At 44.9% G+C, this 19,756-nt stretch carries 18 protein-coding genes; 9 read left to right on the top strand and 9 right to left on the bottom strand.

Going from position 1 to position 19,756, the window contains the following annotated elements; genetic code table 11:
• Positions 1-10 precede the first annotated feature (10 nt).
• Genes holB through C8U37_RS10930 form a run of 3 tightly spaced genes read left to right on the top strand, consistent with a single transcriptional unit; the run spans position 11 to position 2,227 of the window.
• Positions 11-1,000 carry a DNA polymerase III subunit delta' gene (gene holB, locus C8U37_RS10940; RefSeq protein WP_170100266.1) on the top strand — a complete coding sequence of 330 codons (990 nt, stop codon included), beginning with the start codon at positions 11-13 and terminating at the stop codon, positions 998-1,000.
• 25 nt (positions 1,001-1,025) lie between these two features.
• Positions 1,026-1,817, top strand: coding sequence for a PSP1 domain-containing protein (locus C8U37_RS10935; RefSeq protein WP_108033269.1), 792 nt, complete (start codon positions 1,026-1,028; stop codon positions 1,815-1,817).
• A 59-nt stretch (positions 1,818-1,876) separates the two neighbouring features.
• Entirely contained in the window at positions 1,877-2,227 is a 351-nt protein-coding gene (locus tag C8U37_RS10930; RefSeq protein WP_068562380.1) for a DNA replication initiation control protein YabA, read from the top strand.
• 202 nt (positions 2,228-2,429) lie between these two features.
• Here the strand turns inward: C8U37_RS10930 and C8U37_RS10925 are convergent, their stop codons facing one another.
• The 3 genes from C8U37_RS10925 to C8U37_RS10915 form a co-directional block, all read right to left on the bottom strand.
• Positions 2,430-3,899, bottom strand: a complete 1,470-nt coding sequence (locus C8U37_RS10925) for a glycoside hydrolase family 1 protein (RefSeq protein ID WP_108033268.1) — start codon at positions 3,897-3,899, stop codon at positions 2,430-2,432.
• 26 nt (positions 3,900-3,925) lie between these two features.
• Positions 3,926-5,785 carry a beta-glucoside-specific PTS transporter subunit IIABC gene (locus tag C8U37_RS10920; RefSeq protein ID WP_108033267.1) on the bottom strand — a complete coding sequence of 620 codons (1,860 nt, stop codon included), beginning with the start codon at positions 5,783-5,785 and terminating at the stop codon, positions 3,926-3,928.
• Positions 5,786-5,882: 97 nt separating this feature from the next.
• Positions 5,883-6,719, bottom strand: a complete 837-nt coding sequence (locus tag C8U37_RS10915; protein WP_108033266.1) for a PRD domain-containing protein — start codon at positions 6,717-6,719, stop codon at positions 5,883-5,885.
• Between the two features lie 238 nt (positions 6,720-6,957).
• On the opposite strand from C8U37_RS10915, the gene C8U37_RS10910 reads away from it, so the two are divergent.
• The 6 genes from C8U37_RS10910 (at position 6,958) to C8U37_RS10885 (ending at position 12,916) form a co-directional block, all read left to right on the top strand.
• Positions 6,958-7,755 (top strand): MerR family transcriptional regulator, encoded by a 798-nt coding sequence (locus C8U37_RS10910; RefSeq protein WP_108033265.1) that lies wholly within the window; start codon positions 6,958-6,960, stop codon positions 7,753-7,755.
• Between the two features lie 68 nt (positions 7,756-7,823).
• On the top strand, positions 7,824-9,749 hold the full coding sequence (locus tag C8U37_RS10905) for an oxidoreductase (RefSeq protein ID WP_108033264.1): 1,926 nt from the start codon (positions 7,824-7,826) through the stop codon (positions 9,747-9,749).
• Between the two features lie 196 nt (positions 9,750-9,945).
• Positions 9,946-10,698 carry a tRNA1(Val) (adenine(37)-N6)-methyltransferase gene (locus C8U37_RS10900; protein ID WP_108033263.1) on the top strand — a complete coding sequence of 251 codons (753 nt, stop codon included), beginning with the start codon at positions 9,946-9,948 and terminating at the stop codon, positions 10,696-10,698.
• Positions 10,685-10,957: a GIY-YIG nuclease family protein gene (locus C8U37_RS10895; protein ID WP_108033262.1), complete on the top strand. Its 273-nt coding sequence runs from the start codon at positions 10,685-10,687 to the stop codon at positions 10,955-10,957. The genes C8U37_RS10900 and C8U37_RS10895 overlap by 14 nt, the downstream gene beginning before the upstream one ends.
• A gap of 47 nt (positions 10,958-11,004) precedes the next feature.
• Positions 11,005-11,877 (top strand): 16S rRNA (cytidine(1402)-2'-O)-methyltransferase, encoded by an 873-nt coding sequence (gene rsmI, locus C8U37_RS10890; protein ID WP_108033261.1) that lies wholly within the window; start codon positions 11,005-11,007, stop codon positions 11,875-11,877.
• Positions 11,878-11,893: 16 nt separating this feature from the next.
• On the top strand, positions 11,894-12,916 hold the full coding sequence (locus C8U37_RS10885; RefSeq protein WP_108033260.1) for a YdcF family protein: 1,023 nt from the start codon (positions 11,894-11,896) through the stop codon (positions 12,914-12,916).
• Positions 12,917-13,228: 312 nt separating this feature from the next.
• Here the strand turns inward: C8U37_RS10885 and C8U37_RS10880 are convergent, their stop codons facing one another.
• The 6 genes from C8U37_RS10880 to C8U37_RS10855 all read right to left on the bottom strand — a co-directional run bounded on the left by C8U37_RS10880 (position 13,229) and on the right by C8U37_RS10855 (position 19,289).
• Positions 13,229-14,119 carry an HAD family hydrolase gene (locus C8U37_RS10880; RefSeq protein WP_170100265.1) on the bottom strand — a complete coding sequence of 297 codons (891 nt, stop codon included), beginning with the start codon at positions 14,117-14,119 and terminating at the stop codon, positions 13,229-13,231.
• 224 nt (positions 14,120-14,343) lie between these two features.
• Entirely contained in the window at positions 14,344-14,739 is a 396-nt protein-coding gene (gene mscL / locus C8U37_RS10875; protein WP_108033258.1) for a large conductance mechanosensitive channel protein MscL, read from the bottom strand.
• An 89-nt stretch (positions 14,740-14,828) separates the two neighbouring features.
• Entirely contained in the window at positions 14,829-15,956 is a 1,128-nt protein-coding gene (locus C8U37_RS10870) for an NAD(P)/FAD-dependent oxidoreductase (RefSeq protein ID WP_108033257.1), read from the bottom strand.
• A gap of 100 nt (positions 15,957-16,056) precedes the next feature.
• A complete protein-coding gene (locus tag C8U37_RS10865) occupies positions 16,057-17,307 on the bottom strand; it encodes a glutamate-5-semialdehyde dehydrogenase (protein WP_108033256.1) in 1,251 nt (416 codons plus the stop codon).
• Between the two features lie 13 nt (positions 17,308-17,320).
• A complete protein-coding gene (gene proB / locus C8U37_RS10860; protein WP_108033255.1) occupies positions 17,321-18,136 on the bottom strand; it encodes a glutamate 5-kinase in 816 nt (271 codons plus the stop codon).
• Between the two features lie 307 nt (positions 18,137-18,443).
• Positions 18,444-19,289 carry a Cof-type HAD-IIB family hydrolase gene (locus C8U37_RS10855; protein ID WP_108033254.1) on the bottom strand — a complete coding sequence of 282 codons (846 nt, stop codon included), beginning with the start codon at positions 19,287-19,289 and terminating at the stop codon, positions 18,444-18,446.
• Positions 19,290-19,756: the final 467 nt, after the last annotated feature.

Below are 19,756 nucleotides of genomic sequence, written 5' to 3'. Positions count from 1 at the left end.
GAAGGAAAGGATGGATGGTGTGACACAGCTTTTGATGAGGCAACAGCCGGAACTGCTCGAAAGGTTCCAACGAACGATTCAGGAAAAACGACTGGTCCACGCCTACTTGTTTGAAGGAGCGCGGGGAACCGGGAAAGAAGAATTGGCGCGTTGGATAGCTCAGATGCTATTTTGCGAGGAGTTGCAGGATGATCAGCCTTGCGGGCACTGCAATCATTGCCTTCGGGTTGCGGCAGGAGAATTTCCCGATGTGACGGAAATCAGCCCGGATGGCAATACCATCAAAGTCAACCAAGTCCGTGAATTGAAGGCAGAGCTTTCCAAAAGCGGGATGGAAGGCAGCCGCAAGGTCTATCTGATTTATGACGCCGAAAAAATGACGGTCAGTGCTTCGAACAGTCTGCTGACGTTCTTGGAGGAGCCGCAGAACGATACGTACCTGATTCTGATGACCACGGCTAAGGAGAACATTCTGCCAACCATCCGCTCGCGTTGCCAAATCGTCCATTTCCAGGTCGTAAACAAGCAAGCGTTAGGAGAAACCTTGGAGGCGCAAGGGATACAGCATGAAAATGCGGCGTTGTTGGCGGCCATCACCAATAACCAAGAAGCAGCCTTGTTGCTGAACCAAGAGGAAAGCTTCCACGAATCCAAGAAGCGGACGTGGGCGTGGTTCCAGTTGATGACCGATAAAAATCCCCAAGCATTTGTGTTTGTGCAGACCGACCTGATGGACGGTCTGAAGGACAAAAATGATGGGCACTTCTTTTTGGACTTGCTATTATTCTATTACCGTGATTTACTGTATACCAAGTACAGCAATAAGCAAGCTATCGTCAACAAAAATCACGGAAAAGAGTACGAGCGCATTGCAGAAAAACTGCATCCTCAGGAAATCACCCGGCATATGGAAAATATCCTCAATGGAAAGAAACATCTGGAAGCAAATGTTCAGCTCCAAGGGGTACTGGAAGAAATCGCGCTCGGGAATAGCCTATAGATAAAGCTTCTGGAGGAGAAAGAAAATGAAAAACGTAATTGGTGTTCGTTTTATGCCTGTCGGGCCCATCTCTTATTATGAAGCAGGCCAGACAAAGTACAAATTGGGCGAAAAATTGATCATAAATAATGGGAATGCTGTCGATATTGGCCAAGTCGTCATTGTCGATAAAAAAAGCAATGAAGAAGGCGGCATCCTTTCGCATAAAAACATCATCCGGGTTGCGACAGAAAAAGATCTCGAGCAGGATGAAAAGAATCGCGCGGAGGCGAAAGAAGCCTTTGCCGTGTGCAAGACGAAAATGAAGAAGCTGAAATTGGATATGAAGCTGATCAAAGCGGAATACACTTTCGATCGCAGTCGGTTGACTTTCCATTTCAGTTCGGAAGGCCGAATCGATTTTCGGGAATTGGTCCGCGAGTTGGCGGCTATATTCCGTACGAGGATCGAATTGCACCAAATCGGTGTCCGCGATGAGGCGAAGATTCTTGGCGGGATCGGACCTTGCGGAAGGACGCTCTGCTGTTCGACCTTCTTGGGTGATTTTGTGCCCGTTTCGATCAAGATGGCGAAGGACCAAGGTTTGTCCTTGAATCCTACCAAAATATCCGGTTTGTGCGGACGTTTGCTGTGTTGCCTGAATTATGAGAACGATACGTATGTTTCCCTCAGAAAAGCGATGCCTGATTACGGGCAGGAAGTGATGACGCCGGAGGGCAAGGGCAAAGTTGTGGAATTGAATGTACTCAGTCAAGTCATCAAGGTGCGTCTGTTCGAGCACAATAAGACGGTTGAATTTGCCAGTTCAGAGTTATAGGAAATATGGCTTTGCAGGATAAGATAGAAAAATATGTATGGAAAATGCGAGTGGATAAAATGGATAAACGTGCCTTGTATGATCAGTTCCATCGGGTGGAAAGCCGTATTTCATCGATGGGAGCAGATGTTAAAGAGATTCAAGAGAAGATGGATGACCTGATAGAAGAGAACGCAAATCTTCAAATCGAGAACCAGCATCTGCGTGATCGGATCGATTTCCTTACGAAGGAAAAAGAGGACGCGCAGAAGCAAGAGCCAGAAATGTCGAAGTCCCGTCTGAACTTACAGAAGCTGTACGAGGATGGTTTTCATGTCTGCAATGTTTATTATGGTTCCCGCCGTCTCAATGATGAGCCCTGTGTTTTCTGTATCGATGTCATCTACGGCGAAAGAGATCGGAAAAACTGATAAGTATCCCGCTATCAATTAGGGAGATTGTTCGGAGAGATTGTTGCTGTACAACCCGAAGAAGCTGTTCAGAACTAGCATGTTTCACGCTAGTTTCTTAAACAGCTTCTTTTTTTATCCATAGAATACCATACACTAATGAATAATAAATCAAACAGGAGGTTACCTCATTTGAGATAACCTCCTGTTTGACTTTTTGTTTTTAATCGTTGTACTCGAGTTCAGCAGCGTTTGTTGCAATCACATTTTTGTACCAATCATAACTGTCCTTTTTATATCTATTTAAGCTGCCCTTACCGAAATCATCTAAATCCACATAAATGAATCCGTATCTTTTGGACATTTCGGAAGTTCCCGAAGAAACAATATCTATTGACGACCAAGTTGTGTATCCCAAAATTTCTACACCATCTTTAACAGCCTCAAGCATTTGTTCTATATGCCGACTTAAATAATCAATTCGATAAGTGTCATGAACCTTATTATCCTCAGTTAAAATGTCTTCCGCCCCTAAACCGTTCTCTACAATGAACAGCGGGATTTCGTAACGATCATAAAACGTGTTCAATGAATAGCGCAATCCTACAGGATCAATTTGCCAGCCCCATTCAGAAGATTCAAGAAATGGGTTTTTTATGGAGCGCTTTAAGTTGGATTCTGTTTCTTCCAACCCTCCTTGATGTGCTGCTGTAACCATTGACATGTAGTAGCTGAACGCAAGGAAATCGGCGGTATTATTCTTTAGGATTTCCAAATCGTTGTCGGCGAAAACCAAATTAATATTTTCTTTCTGGAAATATCTCGTCATATATCTTGGATACTTCCCTTTAATCATAACATCGGTATAAAAATAATTATCCAATTGTTCATCGATGTGCATTTTCATCACATCATCCGGATGGCTAGTGGCTGGGTAGGTAGTGAATCGAGCGATCATGCAGCCTACTTGATTATCTGGATTGTGCGTATGGCAAATTTTTGTGGCCAGCGCTGCTGCGATGAATTGGTGATGGACGGCTTGGTAACAATCTTGTTGGAAATTTTCAGACTTATCTTCAACAACACCCGTTGACTTGAAAGTAGAGAAACGTCCTGCGTTTATTTCGTTGAAAGTAATCCAATATTTGACTTTTTGCCCGTATCTGACAAATAAAGTTTCAGCGAATCGAATATAATAATCAATCAGCCTGCGATCAGCCCAACCATTATATTTATTTACTAATGCAAGAGGCATTTCGAAATGAGAAATTGTGACTAAAGGTTGCATGCCCTGCTTCACGATTTCGTTGATTACATTATCATAGAATTCAAGGGAATCTTCCGAAGCTGCTGCTTCTTCTCCCGTCGGAAATACTCTGCTCCATGCTATTGAGAATCGGAAAACCTTGAACCCCATTTCAGCGCACAGAGCAATATCTTCCTTATACCTGTTGAAAAAATCAATGCCATGACGTTTCGGATAAATATCAGTTCCATTATAGTTCATAGCTGCAGTAATTTTTTCCGTGGTCATGCTTCTGTGAGCTTCTAAATTTTTACGATCTATAGCTGTACTGAAAATTGCTACATCGGATACCGAAAGCCCTCGGCCTCGTTCATCGTATGCGCCTTCTGCTTGGCAGGCTGCGATTGCGCCGCCCCATAAAAAATCTTTTGGTAATTTGTATTCCATTGAAATAATACACCCCTTCTAATCGATTATTTTAAATCAAGTTCCAATAGTGGTTGCCCTTCTTTTATGGAGCCTTCAGAACTGGATATTACTGAACTGTATGAATGGATATTTGTGACTACGACAGGTGTAGTGATTTCGTAACCTGCTTCCTTTATCTTATCAATGTCAAATTGCAGAAGAATATCTCCTTTTTTGAAATGATCTCCCTGTTTAAAATCGCTTTTGAAATATTTGCCTTCAAGGTTAACCGTGTCGATTCCGACGTGAATAAGCAGCTCAATACCGGATTCAGAAATAAGTCCGAGTGCATGCTTAGAATCAAAGAAGACTGTAATTTCACCGTCAAATGGTGCAATGACTCTTCCTTCTACAGGAATAATAGCGTTACCGATTCCGATTAATGATTGACTGAATACTTCATCATTTACTTCGGATAAAGGAATAACTTTTCCGCTGAGTGGACTGTCCACAATCGTTGTTTCCTCTGTAGGGATAGCTGTTGTTTCAGGAACAGGCTGTACCTGTTTGCCTGAAATTTCCTCAGAAGGGATGCCGAATAGGTAAGTCAATACACAAGCCAACCCAGCAGAAATTACCACTCCTATAACAAGAACGAGGAAGTTATCTGCACGGAACACTGGTAGTGTTAATAGGCTTGGTGGCACATAAGCTGTAGCTTGGGTGTTGAATAAGGATAAGAACGCTGCCCCGATGGCCGAAGACAAAAGCGCAAATGCAAATGGACGTTTATATCTTAAGTTAACACCAAACATAGCTGGTTCTGTAATGCCGAGGAAAGCAGAAAGGGAAGAAGTTGCTGCCAACGACTTAACAGATTTGTCTTTGCTTCTTAAGAAAACCCCCAAGGCAGCCCCAGCTTGGGACATATTTGCTGTCAACGCACTCACCAAGATATAAGACCCGCCGGTTGCTGCAATCTCCTGAATCTGCAAAGGCCCAATCGCATAATGCATACCCAACATTGTGAGCAGTGATCTTGTCCCACCCAAGGCGAAAGCTGAAAAAATTCCACCGAACGTATAGAACCAACGGATAAATTCGGCCAAATATTTTCCGATATAGGAACCAAGTGGCCCGATGACTATCAATTGGGTCGGTACCATAATCAACAATACAATCATGGCTGAGAAAATAATTTTCAAGAAGTCAGGAATGACTTTTTCAACAGCTTTATTCACGTAACTTAACAACCATACTGATAAGATAATCGGAATCACTGTGGATTTGTAATTTACCAATAGAATCGGGAGGCCGAAGAAACTTAGGGATGAAATGCCGGTCTCTGCAATTTTATTGGCTGCATCCAAAATGGTAGGATACATGTAACCTGCAGCTAAGCCTAACGCGATAAATTCGTTCGTCTTGAATTTTTTTGCGGCGCTTAGTGCTAAGAAAAAGGGTAAGAAGTAGAATACCATATCTCCGGTCATGCTTAAGATAGCTACTTCTGCAGATTGTGGATTGATGAGGTTGTAGGTCGCCAACAAGGATACAACAGCTTTTAGCATACCTCCAGCGATGATCATAGGAATTGCTGGGCTAAAGATACCTGAAATTACTTCGATGACCTCAGCAACCTTCCCCTTTTTTTCTGAAGAAACTTCATCTGTCTGGTCTATATTCACTAATTTGGTGATTTCTTGGTAAATTTTTTGTACTTTGGCGCCAATGATGATCTGCGTCTGCCCATTTTGCAGCTGCGCTTTCAGAATACCATCAAGATTGGAGATGTTATCAAGGTTTGCCTTACTGTTGTCTTTCAGGTTAAAACGCAATCGTGTAGCACAGTGTGTTAAATTCTGAATGTTATTTTCTCCGCCGAGTTCTTGAATAATTTTTCGTGCCAGTTCTTCGTTTGTCATTTTTAATTCCTCCTTTTTATATAAAAAATGACCAATACTGAATAGAGTAGTCTCCATTAGTATTGGTCATGCCTGATCGAATCAGTAACAGTCCAGATTAAGTATTTTTGGATAGCCTTTTGAGATGCAACAATAAATACAATTGTTCATCCGTAGTTATATGCCATCCGTAGTTATTATCTAAGTATAAGCAAATTCTTTTTACGCATTCCAGTTCAGTTGTGGCAGCTTGGCTGACGATATCGTATAAATCGGTTTGTTCGTTCAATGATTCATTGTTGAATTGACGGAAAATGAAATATCTGAGATGTGTGATAAAACGTGCAAAATTTACTGAGTCTTCATTGATGTTTCTTTTCAGGTTGTATTTCACAATCGTCACTATGTCTTTGATGATTTGGGTAACTTTTGCGGTTTCAGAAAATTCAGTTCCTTTTTTCAGTTGTGCATTAACAAAATGCAGGGCAATAAAACTAGCTTCTTCTTTAGGGAGGGAAGCGGACAGTTCTTCGTTAACTAAAAGGACAGCTTTCTCTCCGATTTTTGTTTCAGTGGGATAAATATGTTTTAGTTCCCAATGCAAAGTATTTACCAGCTCTTCGTTAGAATTTGTTCGTTCGATCGCATTTTGTATGTGATCGGCCAGAGAGAGCAGCAACATATCATTCAATGGAGAATTTAACATTTTTTTTCCTTCTTCTATTATCTTTTCGCTTACTAAGATAGTTTGAAGCGGGATTTTGGAAAATATCTCCATATATCTTTCGGTATCACTATCATTTTGAACAAAGACTTTCTCGATGATAGGATCCGACTTGTTGAGAATGAAAGGCGTTTTTTGAAAGCCTAAACCTTTGCCTACAACGAAAACCTCAGAACCATCCTCAGTCAGTGCAAGTACAACGTTGTTGTTTATTTTTTTAGTAACTTTCATTGTTATTCACCTCCCATTAACCTAGTAAGAAAAGAAAAAAGACCACAATTCCAGCACAAATAACTGGAAAAATGGTCATGCCTGATCGAGTCAGTAACAGTCCATAAACCGAAAGCGGTTTAATACTTAACGCAATGTTAATGGATAAGTTATTAATTGTCAATAACTAAAATAAAAAAACATTCTTGAGTAGAGAATCCAAACTATATATAATGTGTTTGAAAGAGGGGAGTCGACCATGAAGTATAAAATCAGTGAAGTATCAAAAATTTTGAATATGCCTATTGATTCCATAAGATTTTACGAAAAAAAAGGGATTATTTCCCCTCAGAAAGATAAACAAACGGATTATCGCGTATATGATGATTGGGACATTAATTATTTGTTGGAATATAAGCGGTTTCGCAAAATGGACTTTTCTGCGCAAGAGATAAAAAAACTACTCCATGAAACGAATTTTTCTGACTACTTGAAATTATTGGAAAAAAATCAGGAGTCGATAAAGAAAAAAGCGGTATATTATCAGCTGTTAGAGAAGAAGAACGAAGAATTGATAAAAAAACTGGTATCTTTAGATTTTGAAGTCCATATTGAAACGACCCCATGCAAATTATTCTTCTCACATCGGGAAAATTTTGAATACAGCTCAGCTAATCAGTTGAGAGAAATTTTTGATCCGTGGATGGATTATTATGCACTACTTGATAACACTGTCGTTATAAGAAAAGAAGATTTATTCCAGGACAGCAGCAATTTCGAGTGGGGATTCTCGATAAATAAAAGTGAAAGTATTGCTTTGAAATTACCTATGTCTGAGAGAATAGAATGTTTTGAGGAGCAGACCTATCTGCGATTTATTGTGAATGCAGGTGCGCGGGGGAATTTTTCAAAGGACCTAATAAAGCCTGCAGTTTCACACATCGAAAAGAGTAACTATAAAATAAATGGAGACATTTCCGGTAGGCTGCTTGCAAGGATCAATGATGCGGAATATCTGCGGTATATTGAGTTTTTTATACCGATTGAGAAAAAGTGAACAAATATGGTTGACTCTGTAGTTACCACAGACCCTAAGATAAGATAAACAAATAGGGAGGTAATGAAATGTTTAAAAAATTATTTACACCTTTTTCAATTGGTGAATGTGAAATTCCGAACAGATTGGTCGTTCCGGCCATGGTAACTAATTATTGTACAGAAGATGGTGAAGCTACGGAGCAGTATATTGCTTATCATGAAGAAAAAGCAAAAGGGGGATGGGGTTTAATCATCACGGAAGACTATCCGGTTAATGAACATGCAATGGGATACAGCAATGTAGCGGGTCTATGGAAAGACGAACAAATTGCGGGTCATAAGGAATTGACCGATCGGGTCCACAAATATTCCAGTAAGATATTCTGTCAGATTTATCATGCCGGCCGTCAAAGTGGTCCTTCAGTTAATGGTGGAGTTACTCCTGTAGCGCCATCGGCAATTGCTTGTCCGTGGTTGCAAAGTGTTCCAAAAGAGCTGACGAAAGATGAGATCAAGGAAATCATTACTCAATTTGGAAACTCTGCTTTAAGAGCAAAGAAATCCGGATTTGACGGCATTGAAATTCATGCGGGGCATGGCTATCTGATCGCTGAATTTCTTTCGACTTATGCAAATAAGCGTAGTGATGAGTACGGTGGCTGTTTTGATAATAGGGCTAGGTTCTTGAAAGAGATTATCAGTGAAGTCCGTATGAATGTTGGGGCAGATTTCCCTATTCTTGTCCGTTTCTCTGCAGACGAATGTGTACCTGGCGGAAGAGATATATCAGAGTCCAGAGTTCTAGCGACACTACTTGAAGAATGGGGGGCAGATGCTTTACATGTTTCATCAGGTGTATATGGAGACCACAATAAAGGGATTGTTTCTCCGATGTATGTCAACCATGCTTGGACGGTGGATTTTGCCAATGAAATTAAGCAACTAGTGGATATTCCAGTCATTACAGCCAATCGGATTAACGATCCTAGGATGGCTGATAGTATTCTCGTAATGAACAAGGCTGACTTTATTGCCATGGGCAGAGGGTCTTTAGCAGATCCTTATTTGCCATCAAAAGCGCAGAGTGGTGATTTGACTTCAATCCGATATTGCATCGGCTGTCTGCAAGGATGCGTAATGAAGCTGACTGCCGGTGAGGCAGTGACGTGCTTGGTAAACCCTTCTTTGGGGCAGGAATATCGCATTGATTATTCGAAGACTGATGCACCTAGAAACATGATAGTAATCGGTGGGGGTCCGGCAGGGCTGGAAGCCTCCCGAGTTCTGGCTATGAGAGGGCACAAAGTACAGCTTTTTGATAAGAATAACTTCCTTGGCGGACAATTCAAATCCGCAGCTTTTCCACCAGCGAAGGGTGAATTATCGACATACATAGCCTGGTTGATCAGCGAATTAGAGAAGTATGACGTATCAGTGAACTTGAATAGTGAAATAACCAAGGAAGATATCGATAGCTTACAACCTGATGTCGTTGTAGTTGCTACCGGGGGTGCGCCTGTGAGACCTCCAATCAAAGGAATTGATGGGAACAATGTTTATTTTGCGGAAGATGTGTTGCTTGGTAATGTATCGATCGGAAATAATGTTATCATAGCAGGCGGTGGAGAAGTGGGGTCCGAAACTGCCGCACATCTAGCTCTACAAAGTAAAAAAATCTCAATAGTTGAAATGAGAGAAGATATTTTACTTGATTTGGATGGTGTTAATGCCTTCAATCTTACTTTGATTTTAGACGAGTATAAAGTTAACAGATATACTGGCAGCAAAATCGTTGAAATAATGGAAGATGGTGTAGTTCTGGAGAATGAAACAGGGACCCAGAAGGTAAACGGGGATTCTGTGGTATTGGCTTTAGGGTACGCTCCAAAAAATAATTTAGTGAGTGAACTAGCCGGATCAGCTTATGAAGTACAAGTGATAGGCGGAGCTACGAAGACTAGTAATGCATTAGTGGCAAGTCGAGAAGGATTCGAGTTGGCATTAAATTATTAATATGTGATGCAGCTGTGGATTAAGTCTGAATGAAGACTAAATCCACAGCTTTTTTTGATTTGGGAGGTATAAGTCCATGCGGGCAGCCACAAACGGATAAAGCGCCTCAAATGAATGATTTTCTTTAAGGATCTGCTTGTATTATCGGTAACAATACCATTATAATGTTTAAAAAAGTAAGCAAAGGGGTTAACGAATGGAAAACATGTTAAGAGAAGGCGAAAGGTTGGATGTGCTGAAACGGGAAAATATCCAGATCATCCAAAGTTCAGCCGTGTTCTCTTTTTCGCTGGATGCGGTCCTGTTGGCGGATTTCGCGGAATTGCCGCGTGTGAAACCGGCGAAGATAGTCGATCTTTGTGCTGGAAACGGGGCAGTCTCGTTCCTGTTGACAGGAAAAACCAAAAATCCGATCGTCGGGGTGGAACTGCAGGACCGGTTGGTGGATATGGCCCGCAGGACAGTCCAGCTGAACCGGTTGGAGGAGAAGGTCTCCTTCCTGCATGCGGATGTGAACGACGTGACCCGCTTCATCAAACCGGATTCCGTCGATGTCATTACTTGCAACCCGCCTTACTTCAAGCTGACCGAATCCAGTTTTACGAATGAATTGGATGCTTTTGCTATCGCGCGGCACGAAATCCATTTGACGCTGGACCAATTGATGAAACAGACGAGCCATCTGCTGAAGATGAAAGGCAAGGCCTATTTCGTTCATCGGCCGGATCGTTTGATGGAGATTCTGGAAACGATGCGGAAAAATCGGATTGCGCCTAAAAAACTGCAGTTCATTTACCCGAAGCAGAACAAGGAAGCGAACATGATCCTGATCGAAGGCATCAAGGACGGTAAGGAAGACGGCTTCCGTGTGCTGCCGCCGCTCGTTGTGTACAATGAAGAAGGGGAATACAGCCAGAAGGTAAAGGATGTCCTCTATGGCGAGCAGTGAGCACTACTTTTATGTGCTGCAGTGCGGGGATGACTCGTTCTATGCCGGCTATACGACGGACACGCTTCGGCGCGAACGGGAACACAATAAAGGCATCGGCAGCAAATATACCAAGGCGCGCCGCCCTGTCCAAATGATTTACAAGGAAGTCTTCGGTTCCAGGACGGAAGCGACCAAAGCCGAGGCGGCATTCAAGAAACTGAGCCGCAAGCAAAAAGAAAATTTTTTGAAGGTGCGCGGCATCACGCTGTCTGATTAGGGTCAGCGGATGAATCAAATAAGAATCGAAATTAGAGGAGAACAAAAATGCAATCGCAAAAAAGTTATGAACAGCACGATAGCGGAACGCTTTATTTAGTGCCTACTCCTATCGGCAATCTGGAAGATATGACCTTCCGTGCCATAAAGATACTGCGCGAAGTGGATCTGATTGCGGCTGAGGACACGCGCAATACGCGGAAATTGTTGACACATTTTGAAGTGGATACGCCCCAAGTCAGCTTTCACGAGCACAATACCCAGGAGCGCATTCCGCAATTGGTGGAAAAACTCCTAGGGGGCCAATCCATCGCCCAAGTGAGCGATGCGGGAATGCCATCCATCAGTGATCCGGGCCATGATTTGGTGCGCGCCTGCATCAACGCAAACGTGCCGGTTGTGCCGTTACCCGGAGCCAATGCCGGTGTGACTGCATTGATCGCTTCGGGGCTGGCACCGCAGCCGTTTTACTTTTTCGGCTTTCTGGAGCGCAAGAAGAAGGATCAGTTAGCGCAGTTGGAGTCGTTGAAAAACAGGGAAGAGACGATGATTTTCTATGAATCGCCTTACCGGCTGAAGGAGTTGCTCAAAAATATCGCAACCGTGATGGGTGAAGGGCGCCAAGTCGTCATCTGCCGTGAGTTGACGAAACGCTTTGAGGAGTTCATCCGGGGTTCGGCGGAAGAATTGGCTGCTTGGGCCGAAGAAACGGAAATCAGAGGGGAAATCTGCCTGATGATAGCCGGCAATGATAACCCGGAAATGCCGGTTGAACAGACATTTGATGACCTCAGCGTCGCCGAATTGGTTGAGAAGCTGATGACGGAGCAGGGGCTTTCTTCCAAAGATGCGATCAAAGAGACCGCAAAAATCAGGGATCTGAAGAAACAGGAAGTGTATCAAGCTTTCCACGGCTTTTAAACAGGAGGGATGACCGTTGCTATTCTATTTATTGAGCGCATTCTCGTTTGGTGGGGGTCTGAAGCTCCGATCGATGGGGAGAAACAGGCAATTCCAAAGCTACTTGCTGGTTGCGGCGCTGCTTTTCCTTTTCGTGGGAATGCTGCAGGGAAACGACTCGCCCCAAGTGGCGTGGATCCGTTACGCGGTGATGCTTTTCCGTGTTTTGTTCGGCTTGATTTCACCGTTCGCTTTCCTGTTTTTTGGCCTTGCGCTTGTCTTAAATGGGGTGCTGTTGATCAAAAAAGAGGGGTGGGCCAAACGTTACGGCCTGCTGTTTACGGTGGGGGCCTTCATTTTATTGATGGATCTGCTGTTCCTGCTGAATTATTTTGTGTTCCATCATTACCTGATTTGGCGCTTCATGCGCTTGATGGGCTACTTCATCATCTACTTCGGTGTGGTGCTGATCTTGTTTTTTATCGCGACAGCCTTTTACGGCCTCATTCCGGTTGCCCTCGATAAAGATTTCGTCATTGTCTTGGGAGCGGGCTTGCTGCCGGGTGGAGGCATCAGTCCGCTGTTGCGGAGACGGTTGGACAGAGCGATCCGCTTTTTCAGGCATCAGACAGAGCGCAAGCAGAAGCGGCCCTGCCGTCTGATTGTGAGTGGAGGGCAAGGTGTGGATGAACCTTTTTCGGAAGCCTATGCCATGAAACGCTATCTGATGGAGAACGGTATTCCGGAAGAAGTGATTCTTGAGGAAGACCAGTCCGTCAATACTTACCAGAATTTACTTTACTCGAAGGGCATGATGGACGCCTGCAAAGAAGGCTACAAGTGCCTCTTCATCACGAACAACTTCCATGTTGTCCGCAGCAGTCTCTACGCGAATCGGGTCGGACTGGAAACGGACGGCTTGGGTGCCTGGACGCCGCTTTATTTTCTGCCATATGCTTTTCTGCGCGAATTCATCGCGGTTGTGTTTATGCAGATCAAAGGGCATACGCTGTTGCTGGCGCTCGTGCTGGTGTTTGGATTGTGGAGGATCTATTTGTGAGAGTGAATAAATTTTATTTTTTTGTGATAGGAATGCATCGATCCACTGGTTTTGACGCAAACTGGATTTGACGCGCAAAAAAAGGGCTGTAAAAAACCAGAATAGGGTTTTCTGGTTTTTTACAGCCCTTTTTTGTATGAAAATTGAATTTATGCTCAGAGAAAACCCGCCAAAACCAACTTGGCGGGGAAAAAGCCCACGGATAGCACGAGATTCCCCGTCAAAACCAACTTGGCGGGGAAATCCGCTAAGAACTCGAATACACAACCGCAAAGAAGAGGCTGCCTCGAAAATGAGACAGCCTCTTCTCGTTTAGAGCAAACCTGCTGTAATCAATTGATTCAAGCCATGATAGACACCTTCGTCATCATTGGAAGACGTTGCATAGTTTGCCACGCCCTTGGCTTTCGGCAGTGCATTAGCCATTGCGAAGGAATAGGGTCTTCCAGCAAGCATCGATATATCATTTTCGCTGTCGCCAAAAACCGCCACTTCTTCATTGGAAATACCAAGTTTTTCCAATAATGTATCCAAGGCTTTGCCTTTGTTGATGCCTTTTTTGGTGATTTCAAGTTTCCTTTCATCAGAAAAGACCAACTCGTACTCGTCATGCAGACCTAAATGAGGCAATGACTGCGTCACGGCCTCCATAAAATGCGGGTCTTGGCTGATTGAAATTTTGTTGCAAGAAGCTGGAGCTTCGTTCAGATCAAGAATCAGTTTTTGTTCCGGATAGCCTTCGCGCATATCGCATAACCAGCCGTACATGCCGCTAGCCCAAGGATAATCGTCGGGCAGTCTCATTTCGCCGCGGATTTTTTTCTTTAAGGCATACAGAGAATCCGGTAAATAGGTATATAATCCGGCATCTTGGGAGAACTGGATCTCAACATTGAATGTACGGAAGACGGATGTGACTCTTTGGATGTCTTGGGAATCCATTATCCCTAATCTTTCCCTGGTTTGAGAGTTGCAATCATAAATGGAACTGCCGTTTACATCAATCAAATAACCTTGATGGGAATCCATCTTCAGTTTTAGGGCATCCGGCATCAAACGCAAGTAACTTCTCCCGCTGGCCAATATCAGCGTGATGCCTTTTTGCTGGAGCGATAGGAGTATCTCCTGGGTGTTGGTGCTGATGTCATGGTCAGCAGTCAGTAGTGTGCCGTCCATGTCGCAAACGATCGCTTTAATGGGCATTAATTTTCCACTTCCTTTTTTGTATAGGATAGCATAATTTCCCCCAGTGAAAAAATATTGCTTGTTAACTCTCAGCAAAATAAAACTATACATTTTGAACATATCATGGGAAGCGAATGCGAGTGGAGGCCCGGTGCTATGGAAAATATATTTCCAATTGACTGAGACGCACAAAAAATAGCCGAGTACACCCGCGAACCATTGCGCGCGTATTCGGCTATTTTCTATTCGGCTTTTTTACTTTGATCCACCATCAAATCGCGAATCTCTTTCAGGTAAAGTTCGACAACCGGTACTTCGGCTTCGACTTCCACGGGTTCTTCCGCAGGCATTTTGCGTTTGAGTTTGTTGATTACCTTGATCATCAGGAAGAGGACAAGTGCAATCAACAAGAAGTTCATTAAAGCTTGCAGGAAATTACCATACGTGAAGTCCGCCTGTCCGATTTTGAAGGAGAGGCCGGTCAGATCCGCATTGCCGGTCAAGGCTACGATGATCGGTGTGATGATGTCTTTAACTAATGAATTGACGATTGCTGTAAATGCACCCCCGATGACAACCCCGACGGCAAGATCAAGCACGTTTCCACGCATAATGAATAATTTGAATTCTTTCCACATATTTTACACCTCCGTTTAACATAATTATATTTCAACTTCATCGGGATAGCAAAAAATAGTGCACTAGCGGATAATATTTTTATGGTTATCTAATGACCGATCGACTTCACGTAAGCGGCGACCGGATAATCCTCGGTCGGCAGGCTGCTTTCTCTTCCTTGCGCCAATTCAGCCAACATATACCCAATCAGCGGACCGGAAGTCAATCCGGATGAGCCGAGTCCGCTTGCCGCGAAGCAGTTTTGCAGACCCGGTACACTGCCGAAGAAGGGACTGAAGTCGGAAGTATAGGCCCTTGTGCCGATGCGGATATCCGCGATTGCCGCTTCTTTCAGATGGGGGAGCCAAGTGCGGGCTTGTTCCAGCATCGGATCCGTAACGGAAGCATCAGGCTGCAGATCATACTCTTTGTCGTTCTCATGGCTTGCGCCGACGATTGTTTTCCCGTGGCCAAACGGAAGCAGGTCGATTTCGCCTTGGGGCATGATTACCGGGTAATTCTGTGAACCGCGGTCGTCTGTTTGGAGGACAACCAGCTGCCCTTTTTGACCTCGGACATCGACCGTGTACCCGAGCGGCTGGAGGAGCTGGGGTAGCCAGGCGCCGGCTGCAAGGATGATCGCATCGAAGTTTTGCGGTCCTTCCAGCCTCATGACGGATAAAGTGCCATCGTTATCCTTGGCGAGGGAGACGGTCTCTTTGTGGATGGTGCCTCCGAAGTGGGTTACCGCCTGCAACAACGTCTTCGTCAATTCATGTCCGTCCACGCGGGCGCCACCTGCTACACGAAGGGCTTGTTCGGTATTTGCAAGAGGAGGGAAGGCCTTTTCGAGTTCGTGGCCCTTCAGGATAGCAACGCTGCCGATCAACGGAGCTAGCTCGCGGCGTTCCAATGCACGGTCGTGGACCTCCTGGATGTAGTCGGCGGATTGTCCCAGTATCAGGGCGCCGCAGCGTGCGTAGGCATCTGTACTAAAGCCGTCGGAAGCCAAGTCCGCCAACAGCTGGTCATAAAAAGCCGCGCCTTCGGAGACGAGGCGGTACCATTTTTTGTTGCGGCGCCTGGATAGCCAAGGGCAAATGATCCCTGCCGCCGCGGCTGTTGCTTGGCCGTTGCCGCTGTCGAATACGCTGACGCTGTGGCCGGCTCTTGCTAAATAATAACTCGCGGTGGCGCCGACGATGCCGCCACCGATGACTGCAATCTTCTTTTGCATGTTTGGAATCCTTCTTTCTCCGGTAGCCGGTTGTTGCATTGTGGACAGAAAAAGCCGGGAACGGTGTCCCGGCTCTGAATATTTTTGGTGAGGATCCCTTTTAGGATCTGATTTGGCCTTCGCCGTAGATGATGTATTTGTAGGAAGTCAATTCCTTCAATCCCATCGGTCCACGAGCATGGAGTTTTTGCGTGCTGATGCCGATTTCTCCACCGAAGCCGAAACATCCGCCGTCCGTGAAGCGGGAAGAGGCATTGATATAGACTGCCGCTGCATCGATATCGTTCAGGAAGTTCTGTGCTGTTTGGTAATGATCGGTGACGATCACTTCGGAATGGCCCGTGCTGTATTTTTGGATATGCGCGATGGCATCATCATAGGAAGAAACCACTTTTACCGCCAAAATGAAATCCGAGAATTCGGCAGCGAAATCTTCTTCTGTTGCCTGCACAGCTTCAGGCAGGATGCTGCAGGTCCTCGCATCGCCGCGCAATTCCACTTTATAAGGCGCCAAAGCTTCCGCGAAAACGGGCAGAAAGGCATCGGCAACTGCCTCGTGGACAACAAGCGTCTCAATGGAATTGCAGACGGAAGGGCGGGAACATTTCGCATTGACCAGAATGCGCGTAGCCATCTCCAATTCGGCATCCTTATCGATGTACAGGTGGCAATTTCCGACCCCAGTTTCGATGACAGGCACTGTCGCATTCTTCAGAACGTTCTGGATCAGTCCGGCTCCTCCGCGAGGGATCAGGCAATCCAGGTAGCCGTTCAGTTTCATGAATTCATTTGCCAATTCGCGGGACGGATCAGGGATCAACTGCAGCGTTTCGTTGGCGAAACCGGCATTCACGAGTCCGGCCTGCAGTGCGATCATGATGGCTTTGTTGGATTCCAATGCCTCTTTTCCGCCGCGCAGGATGACGGCATTACCTGATTTGAAGCAAAGGGCACTCGCATCCGCTGTGACATTTGGACGAGATTCATAAATGATTCCGATGACGCCAAGCGGAACACGCTGCTTGCCGATCATCAAACCATCGGCTGATTTCGTCATTTCCTCCACGTAGCCGATCGGATCAGGCAGTTGAGCGATTTCCTTGAAACTGTCCGCCATCCCTTTGATCCGTTGTGGATTCAAAGTCAAACGTTCGATCATCGGCGTCGGCAAGCCATTAGCCTCTGCTGCTGAGATGTCATTCGCATTGGCGGCCAGGATGGCATCCTGATGCGCGTAAAGGGATGCTTCCATCGCCAAAAGTCCCTCATTCTTTTGTTTGGTTGATGCTTTCCTCAGGCTGTTGGCTGCGGCTTTCGCGGCAATGCCCATTTCTTGCAATAAACTGTTCATCGAAAATCCTCCTCTACTTGTCTTCCTTCACAAAATAAGTGCCGATTTCTTTTCCCGCCAGCACATCGAACAATACGGTCGGGTCTGCAGCTTGGGTCAATACCATCTGTTGCTTGTTTTTCAGGATTTGTTTGGCGGCCTTCAATTTGGTTGCCATTCCCCCGGTGCCGAATTTCGAACCATTTCCCCCAGCCAAAGCCATTTCTTTTTCCGTGACTTTATGGAGGGTATGGAAGAGGACGGCATCGGGATGGGCCATCGGATTTTTGTCATAAAAACCAGGTACATCGGACAGCATGATCAAAAGATCGGCAGAGATGATTTCCGCAACGGTTGCGGAAAGGCGGTCGTTATCCCCGAACTTTGTCTGGTGATCCAATTCTTCGACCGAGACGGCATCGTTTTCGTTTACGATCGGGATGATGCCCATCTTCAGCAATTGCTCGAAGGCGTTCTCAGCATTCTTGCGGCTTTCCGGAAACTGCACGATATCAAGGGTCATCAATATTTGCCCGACGATCTGATTGTAATGCGAGAAAAAGCGCGTGTAGAGGTTCATCAATTCAGCCTGCCCGACGGAAGCGACGGCCTGTTGTTCCGGTATGGATTTCGGACGTTGGGGCAGATTCAAACGATCGAGACCGACTCCAATCGCGCCCGAAGACACCAAAACGATTTCCTTTTCCTGTTTGCGCAGAACAGTCAAGACATAAGCGAGGCGGTCGATCATTTGGTAATTGACCGAGCCGTCAGCGCGCATCAAGGAACTTGTTCCGATTTTGATGACGATTCTTTTGCAGTCCAGAATTTTGTTGCGAATAGGTTCCATGTGCACATCCCCGTTTACGATTTGATTTTTTGCATCTATATAATGTAGGTTTTTTTAATGATGTAGAGCTTGCGTCCAACGCGATATTAATACCTATAGTATCATGGAATGGCGAAAAAATTAAGATATAGCAAAAAAAAGCTGCCTGAAGTTATCAGGCAGCCCTAAAGGAGTTGCTCTTTACTTTGGAGGAGTAAAGAATTTGAAAAAGATTGTTTGTGATTGGCCTACAGTTAGGATAAATCTCAAGTATGAAGAAACTGTGAAGATTTTTTTATGAAATGGATAAGATTATTTGATGCCGTAATCAGATAAGCCCGAAAGTACGGAATGCCTGATGAAGGCCATCTTCATCCACCGAGCTCGTGACATGATCCGCGACAGCCTTCAATTCTTCTTTGGCATTCCCCATAGCGATGCCGATTTCGCAATAGTCGAACATCTCCAAGTCATTCAGCCCATCGCCGATTGCGATTGTCCGTTCTTTTGAGCGGCCAAGGTGCGTCAACAACGCTTCGATGGCGGTCGCCTTGTGTATGCCCGGAACCATCAGTTCGCCGCTTTCGTCGCCGAATGGAGGGACCGTGCATTGGATCGTATCGAAGGCATTTTCGAATTCCGCTTTGATCTGTGCGAAAGAGAGCGTGTCGCTCTGGAGGAAACAGGCTTTATTGACGTCAGATTTGTATAGATCCTCTTCGCCATAGATTAATCCTTCAATAAAAGGATGCGGATTCTCTTCTTTGCGCTTTTTGGCTTCCAGATCGTTTTCGATGTCGCCGTAAATGCAGCGTTCCACATGTGGCAGGAAATTCTTGCTGGCGAACAGCCCGCCGTTTGATTCCAAGTAAAAGTCAACGCCATGCTGATTGAAGAAATCCACCATCCGCCTGACTTCGCTGGCTGGGACCGTTTTATGGTACAACATTCCATCATTCAGCTCAACAAAGCCGCCGCCAGCGCCGATGATGCCGTCAAAGCCGATTTCCATGATGAAATCATAGATTTCCGGTTTTGAGCGGCCGGTGCACAAATAAATTTCATGCCCGTTCAGTCGGGCTTGCCTGCATGCGTCCGCAGCCGATGGTGGAACCCAACCGTCGTCCGCCACCAAAGTACCATCAATATCCAAAAATATGATTTTTTTATCCAATTACTATCCTCGCTGTCTGCCTTTAAAGGCTGTTTTCCGAATTTCAAGTTCGAATCTACTATATAATGGAATTTCCTGAAATGCCAGCCGGATGTATCGCGAACGGCCGTAGAGACAACAATTTTAGAAAAACTTAAAAGAATCGTTGACAGCACGGAGCCCGGATGATATTATATAGAAGTTGTCCGCCAGAATCGACTTTGAAATGATTTGAAAAAATTGTTGACAGACGATTTAGAGCGTGATATTATATAAAAGTTGCTGATCCAAGCATCTGAAAGCCGATATTGCTTCTGAAAAACTTTCAGAAAAGGCTTGACGGAGAGCCGGAGCCGTGATATTATAAATAAGCAATCACGTAACACGTGATACACGATTGACCTTTGAAAACTGAATAAAGAATGAACGAACCAAATGTGCAAGGAGCTTAGACTTCGGTCGAAGCAAACGAAGACGATACTTTGTAT

The sequence above is a fragment of the Trichococcus patagoniensis genome, from assembly GCF_003051085.1.
Taxonomy (GTDB): domain Bacteria; phylum Bacillota; class Bacilli; order Lactobacillales; family Aerococcaceae; genus Trichococcus; species Trichococcus patagoniensis.
This window is presented reverse-complemented; position numbering and strand designations above follow the sequence as displayed.

What these genes read in the sequence shown, in the direction of transcription:
- holB (WP_170100266.1), top strand. Translation starts at nt 11, where the DNA reads ATGGATGGTGTGACACAGCTTTTGATGAGGCAACAGCCGGAACTGCTC.
- C8U37_RS10935 (WP_108033269.1), top strand. Translation starts at nt 1,026, where the DNA reads ATGAAAAACGTAATTGGTGTTCGTTTTATGCCTGTCGGGCCCATCTCT.
- C8U37_RS10930 (WP_068562380.1), top strand. Translation starts at nt 1,877, where the DNA reads ATGGATAAACGTGCCTTGTATGATCAGTTCCATCGGGTGGAAAGCCGT.
- C8U37_RS10925 (WP_108033268.1), bottom strand. Translation starts at nt 3,899, where the DNA reads ATGGAATACAAATTACCAAAAGATTTTTTATGGGGCGGCGCAATCGCA.
- C8U37_RS10920 (WP_108033267.1), bottom strand. Translation starts at nt 5,785, where the DNA reads ATGACAAACGAAGAACTGGCACGAAAAATTATTCAAGAACTCGGCGGA.
- C8U37_RS10915 (WP_108033266.1), bottom strand. Translation starts at nt 6,719, where the DNA reads ATGAAAGTTACTAAAAAAATAAACAACAACGTTGTACTTGCACTGACT.
- C8U37_RS10910 (WP_108033265.1), top strand. Translation starts at nt 6,958, where the DNA reads ATGAAGTATAAAATCAGTGAAGTATCAAAAATTTTGAATATGCCTATT.
- C8U37_RS10905 (WP_108033264.1), top strand. Translation starts at nt 7,824, where the DNA reads ATGTTTAAAAAATTATTTACACCTTTTTCAATTGGTGAATGTGAAATT.
- C8U37_RS10900 (WP_108033263.1), top strand. Translation starts at nt 9,946, where the DNA reads ATGGAAAACATGTTAAGAGAAGGCGAAAGGTTGGATGTGCTGAAACGG.
- C8U37_RS10895 (WP_108033262.1), top strand. Translation starts at nt 10,685, where the DNA reads ATGGCGAGCAGTGAGCACTACTTTTATGTGCTGCAGTGCGGGGATGAC.
- rsmI (WP_108033261.1), top strand. Translation starts at nt 11,005, where the DNA reads ATGCAATCGCAAAAAAGTTATGAACAGCACGATAGCGGAACGCTTTAT.
- C8U37_RS10880 (WP_170100265.1), bottom strand. Translation starts at nt 14,119, where the DNA reads ATGCCCATTAAAGCGATCGTTTGCGACATGGACGGCACACTACTGACT.
- mscL (WP_108033258.1), bottom strand. Translation starts at nt 14,739, where the DNA reads ATGTGGAAAGAATTCAAATTATTCATTATGCGTGGAAACGTGCTTGAT.
- C8U37_RS10870 (WP_108033257.1), bottom strand. Translation starts at nt 15,956, where the DNA reads ATGCAAAAGAAGATTGCAGTCATCGGTGGCGGCATCGTCGGCGCCACC.
- C8U37_RS10865 (WP_108033256.1), bottom strand. Translation starts at nt 17,307, where the DNA reads ATGAACAGTTTATTGCAAGAAATGGGCATTGCCGCGAAAGCCGCAGCC.
- proB (WP_108033255.1), bottom strand. Translation starts at nt 18,136, where the DNA reads ATGGAACCTATTCGCAACAAAATTCTGGACTGCAAAAGAATCGTCATC.